The sequence below is a fragment of the Pontibacter chinhatensis genome (assembly GCF_900113285.1).
Lineage (GTDB): Bacteria > Bacteroidota > Bacteroidia > Cytophagales > Hymenobacteraceae > Pontibacter > Pontibacter chinhatensis.
In genome coordinates this window covers 393,630-410,547 of the sequence record NZ_FOOT01000002.1, presented here as the reverse complement: position 1 = coordinate 410,547, position 16,918 = coordinate 393,630, and the positions used below count along the sequence as shown (strand labels likewise).

At 54.1% G+C, this 16,918-nt stretch carries 7 protein-coding genes; 5 read left to right on the top strand and 2 right to left on the bottom strand.

The genetic code is table 11. The annotated features are described in order from the left end of the window. Positions 1–47: 47 nt before the first annotated feature. Positions 48–1,193 carry a formylglycine-generating enzyme family protein gene (locus tag BM040_RS07030; protein WP_092099803.1) on the bottom strand — a complete coding sequence of 382 codons (1,146 nt, stop codon included), beginning with the start codon at positions 1,191–1,193 and terminating at the stop codon, positions 48–50. Between the two features lie 456 nt (positions 1,194–1,649). Between BM040_RS07030 and BM040_RS07025 the strand changes: the two genes are divergently transcribed. The 4 genes from BM040_RS07025 to BM040_RS07010 all read left to right on the top strand — a co-directional run bounded on the left by BM040_RS07025 (position 1,650) and on the right by BM040_RS07010 (position 11,465). Further along, positions 1,650–4,784 carry a SusC/RagA family TonB-linked outer membrane protein gene (locus BM040_RS07025; RefSeq protein WP_092099802.1) on the top strand — a complete coding sequence of 1,045 codons (3,135 nt, stop codon included), beginning with the start codon at positions 1,650–1,652 and terminating at the stop codon, positions 4,782–4,784. Positions 4,785–4,827: 43 nt separating this feature from the next. Continuing rightward, positions 4,828–6,516, top strand: a complete 1,689-nt coding sequence (locus tag BM040_RS07020) for a RagB/SusD family nutrient uptake outer membrane protein (RefSeq protein WP_175491011.1) — start codon at positions 4,828–4,830, stop codon at positions 6,514–6,516. Between the two features lie 312 nt (positions 6,517–6,828). Continuing rightward, positions 6,829–9,954, top strand: coding sequence for a SusC/RagA family TonB-linked outer membrane protein (locus BM040_RS07015; protein WP_175491010.1), 3,126 nt, complete (start codon positions 6,829–6,831; stop codon positions 9,952–9,954). A gap of 17 nt (positions 9,955–9,971) precedes the next feature. After that, complete coding sequence (locus tag BM040_RS07010; protein ID WP_092099799.1) at positions 9,972–11,465, top strand: RagB/SusD family nutrient uptake outer membrane protein; 1,494 nt, start codon at positions 9,972–9,974, stop codon at positions 11,463–11,465. A gap of 593 nt (positions 11,466–12,058) precedes the next feature. On the opposite strand, the gene BM040_RS07005 is transcribed toward BM040_RS07010, so the two are convergent. Beyond that, positions 12,059–15,217, bottom strand: coding sequence for a beta-galactosidase, LacZ type (locus tag BM040_RS07005; RefSeq protein WP_217646720.1), 3,159 nt, complete (start codon positions 15,215–15,217; stop codon positions 12,059–12,061). A gap of 253 nt (positions 15,218–15,470) precedes the next feature. Here BM040_RS07005 and BM040_RS07000 point away from each other — a divergent pair, with 253 nt between their 5' ends. Then, positions 15,471–16,889 (top strand): arylsulfatase, encoded by a 1,419-nt coding sequence (locus tag BM040_RS07000; protein ID WP_092099797.1) that lies wholly within the window; start codon positions 15,471–15,473, stop codon positions 16,887–16,889. The last annotated feature ends 29 nt before the right edge of the window (positions 16,890–16,918 follow it).

Sequence of the window (16,918 nt, the reverse complement as noted above, 5' to 3'; positions counted from 1 at the left end):
TTAGTATTAGGTGAATGCATGCCTCCGTGAAAGCGGGGGCATTTTCATTATTTATCCTTCACGCATCGGAAACCCACGTGCTCCATGCTGCTGTCTTCCGTGGTTTTCATGCGGGCGGCTACCCTGAAGCCGGAGCAGTAGCTGTCGTTGCACAGGAAGGACCCGCCCCTGATCACTCTTTTCCGGGCATGCGGCTCATCCGGGTCGTAGCTGGTGGCCGGCCCTGCAGGGTTTTTTACCCCCACTGCAGTATGGATTGTGCTGTAATAATTGCTGTGGTAATTGTCGGCACACCACTCCCATACATTACCGGCCATGTCGTAGAGGCCTGCATTGTTGGGGGCATAGGATTTAACAGGTGCCGTGTGATAGTAGCCGTCCTGCTCCGTGTTTTTTGTCGGGAAGGTGCCGCTCCAGGTGTTCGCTTTAGGCTGGCCTTTGTGAATGGGCTCGTTGCCCCAGGGGTAGAGGTTGTTTTGAGTGCCTCCGCGTGCGGCCCATTCCCATTCTGCCTCTGTGGGAAGCCTTTTGCCGGCCCACTTGGCATAAGCCTGCGCGTCGTGCCAGGAGATGTGGACTACCGGATGATTCTCTTTTCCCTTTATACTACTACCGGGGCCATGAGGCTGTCTCCAGTTGGCGCCTTCCTGCCAGGTCCACCAGCTGGCGAAATCGCGCAGGTCTACCTGGCCCTTTGGCGACTGGAATACCAGCGAGGCAGCCACCAGCAGGCTCTCGTCCGGCTTAGGCGTGCCGGGTGGCAGCTGTTTCTTCAGTTCTTCCCAATCCGGTTTCTGCTCGGCCGTGGTCACGTAGCCGGTGGCCTCCACAAAGCGGGCAAATTCGGCGTTGGTTACCTCCGTGGCATCCATCCAGAAGCCATCCACTGTTACTTTATGCTTGGGGTATTCATCCGGGCGTGCCTGGTCGTTATCAGCCCCCATCATAAACGTGCCCCCCTCAATCCATACCATTGCCTTTTGCGCATCCTCTGCCGGGTTTTCGGTAGCAGATGGTTCCATACTTTTCGGAGCAGCAAAGCGCGGTGGAGCGGAGGAAATGCAGCAGGAGGCCACAGAATCGCGTGGGGGAGAGGCGGTAGTTATGGTGTTTTGCTGCTCTCCCGGCTGTTGCTGGCCGCAGGAAAACAACGCTATAATGGTAAGAGCAGGAAGCAAGCGCTGGTAATTCATGAAAGTAAGTTACAAAAGCATTTTGGGCGAAGCAAGAATAAAGTAATCGTACACGCAAACTGTTTGACTGCCTTGCCCTAACGCATAGATTATCACCCTGCCAGAGGCGACTTCGGTAACTGGGCGCAAACGTTTGTTTATACTTCTCATATACTTAATCTAGCCTTAACACAGGCTTCACAATAACTTCAGGTGATAGGCATCACCGAAAAACATACCATCTATACTTTCTAACAGGCCTTAAAAGCCCTAAGTATCTTACTTGTTATACGCAAGATGTCCTACAGACAGAATAAGTAATGTTTAAACACTGATGGTATGGCACAAAACCTAACAGTATGCAAACGTTTGTGTGCTGAAACTTCGGCCAATTTTAGGGGATTCAGCTTTTAAAATCCTAGTTTAACAGAAGTGTTTACGAGCACACTCATAATAATCACTAATCCTATAAAAAGTATGAAGCAGTGTTATGGTCGGGATGGATCCACCCTTGGTGGAAACCACTTCCAGAAGCAAAGGCACCACATGGGCGGAATAAGCTTGCTGGTAAGTGCCTTGTTTTTCCTTCTCAGCATTACTACCGGTTACGCCCAGGAGCGGCGGCAGGTAGAGGGTAAAGTAGTTGATGAGCAGAATGAACCGCTCATAGGCCTTACCGTTGTGGTAAAGAACACCACCACGGGCACCACCACCAGGCCGGATGGTACCTTTACAATTGCCGCGGCCCCAACCGATGTGCTGGTATTCTCCTACATCGGGTATGAAACCAGAGAGGTAACCGTGGGCAACCAGGCCAACATCAGCGTTACGATGAAACCGGATGCCAAGAGCCTGGAAGAAGTAGTGGTAGTGGGCTACGGCACCCAGAAGCGGGCGGATGTAACCGGCTCGGTGGCTACAGTAGATACCAAGCAACTGACCGAGCGCCCGGTAACATCTATTCAGAATGCGCTGCAAGGTGTTTCGCCAGGCCTGACTGTAATACAGCGCCCCGGGGATGTGGGCAGCGTAGGCACGATTACCGTGCGCGGACGCACCAACCTGGGTTCTCCCGGCCCGATGATCATTATTGATGGTATACCGGCATCGGATACAGAGCTGGCGGCGCTTAACCCGAACGACATCGAGAACATGTCAGTGCTCAAAGACGCCTCCGCAGCCTCTATCTACGGATCGAGGGCGGCTAACGGGGTGATTGTGGTAACCACCAGGACTGGAAAGAACACTGAGAAAACCACCGTTGGCTTTAACGCCAACTACGGCTTCCAGTCGCCTACCCGCCTCCCTGAATACATGGATGCTGTGGGATATGCCCGTTTCTACAACGAGGCGATGAGCAATGCTGGCAAGGCCCCTGCCTATACAGAGGAGCAGATCCAGAAGTTCGCCAACGGAAGCGAGCCGGATATGTACCCGAACACCAACTGGTACGACCTGGTGCTGCGCGATGCGGCGCCTCAGAGCGACATTAACCTTAACATCTCCTCCAGCGGCAAATCTACCAGCTATTACCTGGGCGCTTCCTACTTTAACCAGCAGTCGCTGCTGCCGGGCAAGGATATGGACCGCTACACGGTAAAGCTCAATACCAATACGGATGTATTCCCTGAGATCCTGAAAGTAGGAACCAACATTTCCTTCATCCGCCAGGATTACGACACCGAGGGTGCGGGCTTCAGCTGGACAGAACTGAACCGTTCGCTTCCGGTAACAGTGGCCCGCCACTCCGACAGCTCCTGGGGCTCTGTGAGCGGTGGATCAGCCAACGCGAATACCGCTGCCCGAAACCAGTTGCGCCTGATGGAAGAGGGCGGTAGCAGCTGGTCACGCAACAATTACCTGCAAACGGCAGCCAACGCTAGCCTGACTCCTCTGGAAGGTTTGACCATAAACGGCCTTGCTTCCTTGAAGTATTCCAACCTAATGAACTGGTCCTTTAACAGCAGGATGGATCCTATCGTGAACTTTATCACGAAACAACCTATGAATGCCTCGGCAGTGGCAGTTAACCAGATGCAGGAGAACTGGGGGCGTCGTCAGGAGATCCTGACCCAGGGAACAGCGAGCTACGAGCGTACTTTTGGCGACCATACCGGTAAAATCATGGTGGGTGCCTCACAGGAGAGCAACGTGTACCGCACAGCATTCCTGGGCCGCAAGAACTTCCCGAACGATGAAATGACTACCATTGGCACAGGTTCGGCAAGCCCGGAGAATATTGTTTCTGGCGCCAACAGTACCGCCGAGACGCAGTGGGCCATCCGCTCTTTCTTCGGCCGCGTGAACTATGATTTCAAGAACAAGTACCTGTTTGAAGGTAGCTTGCGCGCAGACTATTCTTCTCGCTTCCACCCGGATCAGCGTGAGGCAGTGTTTCCTTCCTTCTCGGCTGGCTGGAGACTTTCCGAAGAGCCGTTTATCAAGAACATCTCCTGGATTGACAACCTGAAACTGCGCGGCTCCTGGGGTGCCCTGGGCAACCAGGACGTGGTGCCACCAGGGAACTACTATTCCCTGCTGAAAACAGGCTATGCCTACAACTTTGACGGCAATGCCGTGGATGGTGCCTGGCAAGAAACGGGTGCTAACGCATTGGCCACCTGGGAGAAAGTATACATGACCGACTTTGGTATTGACTTCTCCATTTTCAGGGGTAAGCTGGATGTGGTGGCTGACTACTACATTAAGAACACCGAGGGTATCCTGATGCAGCTGCCGGTGCTGTCTACCTACGGACTGGCTGCGCCTTTCAGAAATGCGGCCGAGACACGCAACAAAGGTATAGAGCTGAACCTGGTGCACAACGGAGCCATTGGATCAGACTTTACCTATACTATCGGGGCTAACTTCTCTAAAATCAATAACGAGATTATAAGCCTGGGTGGCGTAGAGGAGCGCATCAACGGCTACTGGATAGAGCGCGTAGGCGAGTCGGTAGGTGCTTTCTACGGATACCGTTCCGAAGGGCTTTTTGTGAATGAGGAGGACGTGCAGAGCCACGCTTTCCAGAGCGCTGCCACCAAGCCCGGCGACATTAAGTATGCCGACATCAACAAAGATGGTGTGATTGACGCAGCTGACCGTGTGATTTTGGGCAACGACGTGCCGTGGATGACTTATGGCCTGAACCTGGGTGCTTCCTACAAAGGCTTTGACCTGAACGTGATTACGTACGGTGTGGCTGATGTGGATACCTACCTGGAGTCAGAGGCTGCTTATCCGTTCTTCAACGGGGCCAACATCAAGACAGCCTATGAGAACCGCTGGACAAAGGAGAACCCTGACCCGAATGCTCATTTCCCGCGCACGCTGATCAGCGCCGATGCCTCGCACAACTACAACACTTCTTCCTTCTGGCTCTTCAGCGGCTCATATTTCCGCGTGAGGGCTATCACGCTGGGCTACAACGTGCCTGAATCCGTGAGCAGCAAGCTGGGAATGCAGTCGCTGCGCGTGTACGCTACCTCGAACAACCCTTTCACCATTATGGGGGATGACCGCCTGACAGACTACGATCCGGAGTTCGGTTCTGGCCGTGGGGGATACCCGGGCACTAAGACCATCTCGTTCGGTGTAAACGCCAGGTTCTAAAATTGTTGGCTGTATGGCTTTACAATCATCAACACAAGATATCATGAAAAGAAGTATAAAATATATTACCTATGCCGGAGCGCTCGCCGGGCTCCTGCTTACCACTTCCTGCAACGACGACTTTTTGGAGAGGCCGCCGCAGGACCAGATCTCAGATGCGACTTTCTGGAAATCAAAGGACGATTTGTCCAAGGCGCTGAATGCGGTGTATAGCCAGCTTACCCGTGAGGGCATCATTTACGACGATGGCAGCAGCGACAACGCTTACGCGCAGTATCCCTGGGAGAGTACGGCCACCATCGTTTCGGCGGGTACGATTAACACCAACTCTAATGCCGGCTGGGGCTACACGGGCATACGCCGCGCTAACCAGTTGATTGAGAATGCTGATAATATAGAGATGGATGCTGAACTGCGCGAGCGGTTCAAGGCCGAGGCAAGGTTTCTGCGCACCTGGTTCTACTGGAACATGGTGCTCAAGTTTGGCGATGTTCCACTGGTAACCAGTACTTTGGCTGCTGGCGAGGAAGACGTGGCGCGCACTCCGCGTAAGGATGTGGTTGATTTCCTGCTTAGCGAGCTGACAGCGGTAGCCGAGGTGCTTCCTGTTATGTACGGAGGCGGGGACTCAAACGAGAAAGGCAGGGTAACCAAAGGGGCTGCTCTTGCCCTGAAAGCCCGCATTCTGCTCAACGAGGCCAGCCCGCGCTTTAACACGGGAGGCGATGCCACCAAATGGAAAGCCGCCGCTGATGCTGCCCAGGAGGTAATGAGCCTGGGATATTCGTTATTTAAAGTGAACGAAGAATCCGGCAAGGACCTGGAGGACGACTACGCCAAGTGGGTGGACTTTGCCGACGCAGAAGATGAGCGCAACTTCCGCCTGGGCCTGCGCAGCTACGAGAAACTTTTCCAGCAGCAGTATGAGGGCAACAGCGAAGTGATCCTGGACCGCCAGTTTATCATGCAGGTGGATCCGCAGTGGCACAACACCTACCTGCTGCCAAGCGTGTTGAACGGCTGGAGCTCCGTAACGCCTACCCAGGATCTAGTGAACGCCTATGGCAACTACAAGACCGGTGGTCCTGCTAATATACTCACTCCTGAAAAGAGAGCGGAGCTATACTTAAACGATGACCCGGCCTTTGCTAACGAGTATAAGAACCGTGATCCACGCTTCTACGCCTCTATTCTGTTTAATGGCAACCCTTGGAACGCGCTGGAAGACGGCTATGCTTTTACCTGGCAGATAGGCGGCAGCAACAACTCTCAAACAGGGTATAACTTCCGCAAGTTGGTAGACCCGCAGTCACGCCGCGAGAACATCGAGAGCCACGCCAACATTATCCTGCTGCGCTATGCGGAGATTCTGCTGACCTACGCCGAGGCCATGAACGAGTTTGGCGGTCCGGATGCCACCGTATATGCAGCCCTTAACCAGATACGGGAAAGAGCCGGCATGCCTGCTGTGGACGAATCTGTGTACAACACTAAGGAAAGCCTGCGTGAGCTGATCCGGAACGAGCGCCGCGTGGAACTGGCCCTGGAGGGGCAGCGCTATATGGATATCCGCCGCTGGGAAATAGCCCCGCAGGTGATGCAAACCATCTACGATATCCGCAACAGGCTGGTGCAGGCCAGGGTATGGGACGACAGGCTGTACCTGATGCCGGTGCCGCAGGCGCAGATAGACCTGAGCGATAACGTTCTGACGCAGAATACGGGCTACTAGTCCTTAGAGATAGTTTTAGTTGTAGTAGTAGTTTAAGCGGGTGGGGCTCCGGAAGGGGTTCCACCCGCTTTTTTTTGGGATAATGAGAAGGAGCTAGAAGACTGGCAATGCTTTTTGAACGCAGGCGCTCCACCCGGGGCGTGAGGCGCTACATAAAGTATGGGAAATTGCACTTAAACAAACGTTTGTTCTGAATTTATCTATAAAAAATTTGGGGTTGTAGTGGTATTTTAATAAGTTAATCATCGTGTTTACGAGCACACTTTGCTCTTACCTAAGTCAAATCCTAAATCTCTAACCTTAATGAAAAGTATGATTAAGATTTATCAGGAAGGCAGAGCTATCCTTATGCGGATACTCTTCCTGCTCAAGAAGGAAGACCTACGGGCCATCCCCGTGTTACCGGTGCTGTTAGGCATCGTGTGTCTTATAAGTGTACCCGATTTGGCTTATGGGCAGGAACGGCGGCAGGTAAGTGGCCGCGTGGTGGATGACAAGAGCCAGCCCCTGGTGGGGGTAACGGTGGTGGTGAAGAACAGCACCTCAGGTACGGCCACCGGAGCAGATGGTAGCTTTGCTATAGCCGCCACTCCATCCGATGTACTGGTATTGTCCTACATCGGCTACCAGACGCAGGAAGTGAGTGTGGGCAACCAAAGCACCCTCAACATCACTATGAAAACCGACGCCAAGAGTTTGGAAGAAGTAGTGGTGGTGGGCTACTCCAGTAAATCACAGTCGGAGCTAGTGAGCTCGGTTTCGGTGGTGAGTGGCAACGAACTGCGCGATGTGACTACCAATAACACAGCGGCCATGCTGCAGGGTAAGGCCTCCGGTGTTACCGTATCAAGTGCCAGCGGCCAGCCCGGCGAGGCACCCAAGGTGCGTATCCGGGGAACGGGCTCTATCTCGGCCAGCGCCGACCCACTGTATGTGGTGGATGGGGTGATTGGCGGCACGGCCAACCCAACAGACATTGAAAGTATAACGGTGCTGAAAGACGCTGCCGCTACAGGCCTGTATGGCTCACGGGCGGCCAACGGGGTAATCGTGATTACCACTAAAAGGGGCAAGGCTGGCAAAACGAGAGTTTCTTATAACGGTACCACCGGCGTGAGCCAGCGCACCACTGGCAACTTTGAGGTGATGGACGGCCAGCAGCTGTTTGACTACACCAACCGCATGTACCAGAACGACTACACCGGCAAGCGCAACAACCACATCGCCGCTTTAAATAAAACGACGCCTAACCCGTCAGAGGCCGACATCAACGCCTATCTGGCGTCGAAGAACTTCCCGCTGACGTATGCAGATTTTGTGACCGGCGTGCTGCCCACACAGCCGGGTAACACCAACTGGCTGGACGAGGCTTTCCGCACCGGCATCACGAATAACCACCAGCTTTCCGTGTCCGGCGGATCGGAGAAGACGAGGTTCTACATCAGCGGAAACTACTTTCAGGAAGAGGGTACGGTGGTCAACACCAAGTATGAGCAGACCAACTTCCGGGCCAACATCGACCATGACATCAACGACAAGCTCACGCTTACGGCGCGGGTAAACACGCTGTTCTCTAACCGCAATAACGACCCTTCGGGCGCCATTTACCAGTCCTTTATCAACATGCCGTGGGATAACCCTTACAACGAGGATGGCACAGTTCGCTATGTGGACGCCAACACGGTAGGATGGTATGGCCGCGACAAGAGCAATTTCCTGTACACGAGCCAGTATAATTACAACCGCAACCGGGGCCAGGCGCTGGACGGAGACCTGAAACTGGAGTATAGAATCACTGATTGGCTGGCTTTCTCCACCACCAACCGCTACTCCACAGGAAACTCGCGGGCTGAGTCCAACAACGACTCGCGCACGCCCGGCGGCAAGGCAAACAATGGCTCGCTGAGCAACTCCTACGGCTACAGCAACAGCTTCCTGACTTCGAACCTGCTGACGGCGAATCAGCAGTTCGGTTCCCATAGTGTGCGTAGCATTTTGGGTGCTGAATACCAAAAGAACTATACCGATGGTATGAATGCGTCGGGACAGGGCATTTTCCCGGGCTTGGAGGTGCTCGATGCCGTGGCTACGCCGGTGAATATTGGCGGGTATAAAACAGAGAGCAAGTTTATGTCCGGCTTCCTGAACGTGGACTACGACTTCGACAGCCGCTACTTTGCCACCGTTTCCTACCGGCGCGACGGTTCCTCCCGCTTCGGCCGCGACAAGCGCTTCGGCGATTTCTACTCAGTTGGTGCTGCCTGGGCAATTTCCAGCGAGGACTTCTTCCAAGGGCTGACTTCTACTGTTAACCTGCTCAAGCTTAGAAGCAGCTACGGTACCACCGGTAACGCTAACATCGGGGATTTCGAGGCAGTGGATCTGTATCAGTTTAACGTGCAATATGCTGACCTGCCAGGTGGCTTCCCGCGCCGCCTCGTGAACCCGAACCTGACCTGGGAGAAAGCCCATACCTTTGATGTGGGACTGGAAATCGGCTTGTTCAACAGAGTCGACCTGGCGCTGGACTTCTACAACAGAACGAACAAAGGCATTCTGCAGCAGGTGCCCCTTTCCTCGGCCACGGGTTTTTACTGGCAAACACAGAACATCGGCTCCGTTAGAAACCACGGTCTGGACATCGAGCTGAGCACCAAGAACCTGCAGGGAGCTTTGGCCTGGGAAACAGACTTCAACATCTCTTTTAACCGCAACGAGGTACTGGAGCTGTATGACGGGCAGCCGATTGACCAGGGCAGCCAGCGCATTGAGGAAGGCAGACCGATTGGCTCCTGGTTTATGCGGGAGTGGAAGGGCGTGGATCCGGCCACTGGCGATCCGCTTTGGCTCCTGAAGAAGTATGATGCCGACGGCAACTTTGTGGAGGACACGGTTACCAACTCCTACAACAGCGCAACCAGATTATACACCGGCACTACCACGCCTAAGTTTGCGGGCGGTATGCGTAATACCTTTGCTTACAAGAACTTCACCTTATCTGCCTTTGTGAATTTTGTGTATGGCAACAAAGTGTACAACTACAACCGCGAGCTTTTCGATGCTGATGGGGCTTATCCTACTTACAACAGCATGGTGCTGCAGGATGGATGGAGCCGCTGGGAGAAAGAAGGCGACGTAGCCACGCATCCGAAGGCAGTGCTGAACGGCAACAAAGCCTCTAACAAAGTTTCGTCCCGTTACCTGGAGGATGGCAGCTACCTGCGCCTGCGCAACGTCACGCTGTCTTATAACCTGCCGGAGGCTGTTACCAACCGAATTAAAGCAGAGAACATCCGCCTGTTTGTGAGCGGCGACAACCTGTGGACGCTGACCGACTTCTCTGGTATGGACCCGGAGGTGGATCTGACTTCCGGTTACTCCACCACCCGCTACCCGGGCAGCAAGAAACTTATGTTCGGCGTTAACATCGACTTTTAATTCAAAATCCCTGAGCCATGAAATTTAAATTCAGAAATTATATATATCCTGCCATACTTTGTGCAGCAGTGCTGACCGGTTGCTCCGACGACCTGGACGTGCAGCCCTACGACGGCCTCACCATCGACCAAACCACCGGCACGCCTGAAGGCTTGAAGGCGGCTACCATCGGTAACTATAACTACATCAAAGACCCTTACTATACCCGTAACTTCCACATGCTCGTGGAGTATCCGAGCGACAACGTAGCGCTGAGCGGCACCACTACCGACCCGCTGTTTTACGCCTACAACTACCAGCACCTGACGTCGATGGGTATTACGGACAACTTCTTTAGGAAGGCATACCAGGCCATCTACGGCACCAACGTGGTGATCGAGAAGCTGCAGGAGGGACAGTCAGCGGAGCTGGACCAGGTGCTGGGCGAGAACTACTTCCTGCGCGCCATGGTGCACTTTGACTTGGTGAACATCTTTGGCCGGCCTTACGCTCAGGATGGGGGCGCCTCGCCGGGAGTGATGATCCGCAACAACACCGACATCAACGATCTGCCGCCGCGCAGCTCGGTGAAGGAAGTATACGAGTTTGTCATCGGGGACCTGGAGAAGGCGGCGAGCCTGATGGGCGGCTCGAAGAGCAGCAGCTTTGCCTCGAAGGAGGTAGCCCAGGCGCTTTTATCGAGGGTGTACTTATACATGGAGAACAACGAGAAGGCCATTGAGTATGCTGATTTGGTGATCAACTCCGGCCGCTATACCTTGCTGCCGACGGCTGACCTGCCCAACTACTTCACCTACGCCAACGAGACCAACCGGGAAACCATTTTCGCTATCAAGCACACGCTGCAGGACGACCAGACCTGGGGCTCGCTCGGCTCGATGTACCTCAACGATGGCATGGGCTACGGCGAGATGTATGCCTCGGAGAGTTACCGCAACCTGATTGATAAATTTGAGGAGGATAAGCGCCGGGAGTTTATTGTGCCGGTGTATGAGAAGAATGCCGATGGCTCTATCAAAACAGGTGCAGATGGCAAGCCGGTGCTGGCAGCCCGGAACGGATATCAGAAATACTACATCACCAAGTACTCTTACCAGGAGGGGGTGGTGACGCTGAGCTCGCCGGTATACCTGCGCCTGGCCGAGATGTACCTTAACCGGGCCGAGGCCAACGCTAAACTGGGCAACGACGAAGCCGCGCTGGAGGATGTGAACCTGATCCGCAGAAGGGCGGGCTTATCCGGTGATGCGCTGTTTTCCGCTTCTAACATGATGGGTTATACTTCGGTGCTGGATGTGGTGCTGGACGAACGCCGCCTGGAGCTGGCCTGGGAGGCGCAGCGCAAGTATGATGTGTTCCGCAACAAACGCACGATGGTACGCAATTACCCGGGCACGCACCTGCCATCCGGCTCGAACACCCAGGAGATTCCTTACACCCATCCGCGCGTGGTATACTTCATCCCGGAGCAGGAAATCATCCTGAACCCGAAGCTGGAGCAGAATCCGTAGAAGTAGCGCTGGTTTATACTTTGGAAGTATAAAAGTATAAACTGAAGTATAACACAAGTATGGCTGGCACCTCCTGCAACGGCAGGAAGGTGCCAGCCATACTTTTTATCATAGGAAGGGACTGAGAATGTTAGCTTTTCTTGCCATCCTGAAAGGATCCTGGTGGCAAGTTGTATAGGCTTATTCCTCATACTGCTGCTTCGGATTACAAATCCGCGGTTCCTATACTTTCGGATTGCAAATCCGAAAGAGCAGGTAGAATTGTCCCCTTGAGGGGAGCTAGAGGGGGGTAAAGCTACGGAGCGGCTCCCCTTACGTGCACAAAAACGGGGAATAAGCATGAGTAAACACCCCTATAATCCCCTCAAGGGGATAGTCCTTTATTCCCTTTGGCTTTGGATATCTCAAATGAGCCAAATCTGAAAAAGATATGGGACAGAATAAGGCTACAAGCTCGCGCCATACACACTACAGTAGTAAGAGCTTCATAGACCAGCCCTTGAAAGGGGAGATGGTAAGTATAAACCACTTGAAAACACAAAGGCCGAAGTATAAACTATACTTCGGCCTTTGCTATACTTGCCTACTGTGGGTTATCTGAGTGGCTTGATCCAGTAGCTATACTGGTGTTCCTGATACGGAATGCGGTACTGCTCGAGCGGTTGGCTGCCCCAGCTGTCCATGCCTTGCATACCGGTTTGCTGCAGGTCTACGCGCATATAGATGCGGTCGCGTTTCTCCAGTTCGCCGGAGTGGTACTGCTTTTTGTCCTGCTCCGGATCCAGGTCCTGTAGGGTGTAAGGCAGGGCAGCGAAGTTGAGCAGGCTATCGGCAAACTCAAAGCGCAGGCCTTTGCCCCTCTTGGTCGTCAGGTTCACCCAGCGCACATCACTCTTGTTGCCGCTTTCCTGCGGACGGGCGTACGGGAAGTACTGCTCATCCAGGGTTTGCTTGTAAACACCCACAAAAGAGGCGGTCTTGCGGTCCCAGTAGTTCTCCCACGGGCCGCGGCCGTAGAACTCGATGTGCTCCAGTTGCTTGTTCAGCTGCAGGTCGTTGCCCACGCGCAGGAGTACTTTGTGGTCGCCTTTCAGCGGTTTGATGCGGTTGTCTACCTTCACCGTACCGTCGTTGTAGATGGTAAATACCTGTGAGGTAACGGCGTCACCGTTCACCAGTTCCTTTTCAAACGTCACCTCGTAGCCGTTGGCGGTCTGGTTATACTTGGCGTTTGTCAGTTTGCCATTGTCGTAGGCTTCGCGCCACATGCGCTTGGATTTGTTGTAGCCCGCGCCGATGTCGTTATCAGTAGGAGCGCGGTAGAAGCTTGGCTTCGGACCTTGCTGCAGCAGCGTTTCGCCTTTTAATGTATAGCCGCTCATCGTGCCGTTCTTCTTATCAAAGCTCACGGTAAAGTCTTTGCCGGTCAGCACCAGCTTGTCGCCATTCTCGCTTGCTTTCAAGGAGCCTTTGCCGCCTCCGGCCATTGCAGCTGGCTGCAGGGCAGGGCTTAGGGCAAACTGCTCGTTAGCAATCTCATACCCTTTCTCCAGGAATGGCTCGGCGTTTTTCAAAGTATAGCGCACGTTCAGGAAGTACTCTCTTCCTGCTTTCTGCTGCTTCTTAATCGGAAGGGCTACGGTTATACTTTGCTGCGGCGCTACGTTCAGGTCTTTTATACTTCCCTTCTCGATAATCTTGCCGTTTTCCAGCACTTCCCAGTTCAGTTGGTAGTTGGCAAGGTCGCGGAAGAAGTAGCCGTTGCGTACTTCCAGGCTGTTGTTGCCATTATACTTGGTCTTCACGTGCTGGTATACTTTCTTCACCTCCACAGCCATCGGCGTCAGGCCACGGTAAGCGGTCACCACACCTTTCACGATAAAGTTGTTGTCGCTCAGGTTCTCATCCACCGGGCCACTGAGCGGGAAGTCGCCGCCGTAAGCCATAATGCGCTTGCCGTTTTTCACCGTGTCGATGGCCTGGTCAATCCACTCCCAGATAAAGCCGCCCTGCAGGTAAGGCTCTTTTTCAATCACATCCCAATAATCCTGGAAGTTGCCCAGGCTGTTGCCCATGATGTGCGCGTACTCGCTCATAATCAGCGGACGGTCCGGGTTTCCTTTGGAGAAGCGGGCCAGCCAGTTCGGACTCGGGTACTGCGGCACGATAATGTCGGTGTTGTAGTCCCAGCCGGCGCGCTCGTACTGCACCGGGCGGAAGTCCTGTGCTTTCATCCAGTCGTAGGCCTCGTAGAAGTTGGTGCCGTTACCAGCCTCGTTGCCCAGCGACCAGGTTACAACAGAAGTATAGTTCTTGCTGCGCTCGTACATGCGCGAAATGCGGTCGAAGTGCGGGTTGCGCCATACTTTGTCGTTGCCAAAAGTATAGGCCAGGTCATAGCCACGGCCATGCGATTCGATGTTGGCTTCCTCAATCACATACAAACCATACTCATCGCAAAGCTCCAGCCAGTAGGGGTCGGGTGGGTAATGCGAGTGGCGCACGGCGTTCACGTTGAGCTTCTTCATCATCTCCATGTCTTTGTGCATGTCTTCCTTGTTCAAAGTATGGCCTTTGGTCGGGTTGTGCTCGTGGCGGTTCACGCCTTTGAGGAACACGCGCTTGCCGTTCACCAAAAAGTTCTTGTCTTTGATTTCCACGGAGCGGAAGCCCACGCGCTGTGGTACCACCTCCAGCACCTTGCCATCTTTGTCTTTCAGGGTGATGTATAATGTGTAGAGGTAAGGGATTTCGGCAGACCAGGTCTTCACGTTTGGAACGGTCTTGTGGAACTTCACCTCCTTTTTATAGTTGCCCAGCACGCGCTGCACGTCCTGCGTCTTGTCAGTGAAAACAGTCTTGCCGGCGGCGTCCACCAGTTCAACCTCGATGGCAAACGTGTCTGGTTTGCTGTGCATGGTTTTCTGGTCCAGCTTGTAGCTGTTAATCTCAGCTGTCAGGTCGAACACGCCGTTGGTATAGCTTTCGTCCAGCGTGGCCATCACTTTAAAGTCGCGGATGTCGAGCTTGGGGGTGGAGTAGAGGTAGACATCGCGCTCGATGCCCGAGATACGCCACATGTCCTGCGCCTCCAGGTAGCTGCCGGAGCTCCAGCGGTATACCTGCAGGGCCACCAGGTTCTCGCCCTTTTTAACATAAGGCGTGATGTCGAACTCAGCGGCCAGTTTGCTGTCCTCGCTGTAGCCTACTTTCTCGCCGTTCACCCAAATAAAGAACGCCGACTTAACAGCGCCCAGGTGAATGAACACCTGACGGCCATCCCAGCTGTCAGGCAGGGTGAACTTCTTGCGGTAAGAGCCTACCGGGTTATTGTCCTCCGGGATGTCGTGGGGCGGGTTGAGCTTGGCGCCCTTCTTGGCGTGGCCCGCAAACTCGTAAGGGTGGTTCACATAGATGGGCAGCCCGTAGCCGTTCACCTCCCAGTTAGCTGGTACCTTAAAGTTGTCCCATTGGGCGTCGTTGAAGTCGGTTTTGTAAAAATCCAGGGGGCGCTTGCGCGGGTCCTGTACCCAGTTAAACTTCCAGGTGCCGTTGAGCGAGAGGAAGTACTGGGATTTTTCTTTCTGCCGCTGCTCGGCCAGCGACCGGTTTTCGAAGGCAAAAGAAGCGGCCCGCATCGGCATCCGGTTGATTTCCACAATCTGCGGCGTGAGCACCTCGGTGGGTACCTGCTGGGCCTGCAGCGGAATTGCCATCAACAGGGCAAATAAAAATGCATAAAGTCTACTCATGATGTAAGTGGGTGAAAAAGAAATAACTATGAGGTATTAAGAGTTAAGGGATATCGTTGGCCTCCAGGTATCAGGGGCTTCGGTATTTGAAAGTATAACATATCCCCCATACTTCCGGAAAGGAACACCACGCAAGCGTTTGCGTGTGCTGCGGGTTTCTTAATCTGCCTTTAAATAGCTATTTTCAGGCTTTTGCAGCTAAAAATCCCGCTTTTAGGGTTGCTGCATTCCACATCACCCTAACCTGCACCTCATGAAATTGTTACCCAGTGCCCTGTTTCTGCTCCTCCTGCTGGCTGTAGTTTCCTGCCGCACCTCAGAGCAGCCCGACGACGCAGCAGCCACGGCAACCAGACCTAACATCATCTTTATATTGGCCGATGACATGGGCTATGGCGACATCGGTCCCTATGGGCAGACCAAAATCCAAACCCCAAATTTGGATAAGATGGCTGAGCAGGGCAGGCGGTATACCCAGTTTTATGCCGGTTCCACAGTGTGCGCTCCCTCCAGGGCTGCGCTCATGACGGGGCAGCACACGGGGCACAGTTACATCCGGGGCAATGGCGAGGTACCCATGCGCACCACCGATACCTCGCTGGCAAAACTCCTGAAAGAAAGCGGTTATACTACCGGTATGGTGGGCAAATGGGGCCTGGGACTGGAAGGCACGACGGGCGTGCCGGAGCAGCAGGGCTGGGATTTCTTTACCGGCCACCTGCACCACCTGGAGGGCCACAAGCAGCAGGCCGATTCCCTATGGCGGCTGGCCAATGGCAAAAGCACCAAAGTACCTGTTCCGGCAGGAAGTTTCGTGAATGATATTTTCACGGAGGACGCGCTGGCTTTTATCGAAAACCAAAAGCAGAACCCGTTCTTTTTGTATGTGTCTTATACGTTGCCGCACGCTGAGCTCAAAGTGCAGGACAAGTACATGCAGCCCTACCTGACCGCTGATGGCGGAAGTGTTTTTGCCCCTGAGAAAGAGCAGCCGGACGGAAACTGGTATGGCCCGCAGAAATACCCGAAGGCGGCCTATGCCGCCATGGTTACCGCGGTGGACGATTACGTGGGCCAGATTATGCAGAAGCTCCGCGAACAGGGCCTGGCTGAAAATACCTTGGTCATCTTTACCAGCGACAACGGTACCCACATCGAAGGCGGTAGAACGTTGGCAGACGCAATGGAGGCCCATAAGAGCAGCGGCCCGCTCCGTGGCGTGAAGCGCGACCTTTACGAGGGCGGTATCCGGGTACCTTTCATCGCCTTTTGGGAGGGCAAAGTGAAGCCCGGCACCAGCGAACACATCGGCGCCTTCTGGGACATGCTGCCCACCTTTACCCAACTGGCCGGCAGCACAGCGCTTGAAAGTATAGACGGCATCTCCATTGTGCCGGACCTTCTGGGGAAAGAAGAGCAGCCACAGCACCAGGCCCTGTATTGGGAGTTTGGCGAGGGCGGCTTTAAGCAGGCCGTGCGCCAGGGCGACTGGAAAGCCATTCGATTCTACAAAAAGGGACAGCCGGAGCGGATGGAGCTCTACAACCTGAGCACAGACATAGGCGAGCAAAACGACCTGGCCGCCGCCAACCCCGAGAAGGTGAAGGAGCTGGAGCAACTGATGGAGCAACTGCGCACCCCGGCCGAAAACCCGCTGTTCCAGATTAAATAAACCATTTCTGAAAGTATAAACCCTGCACC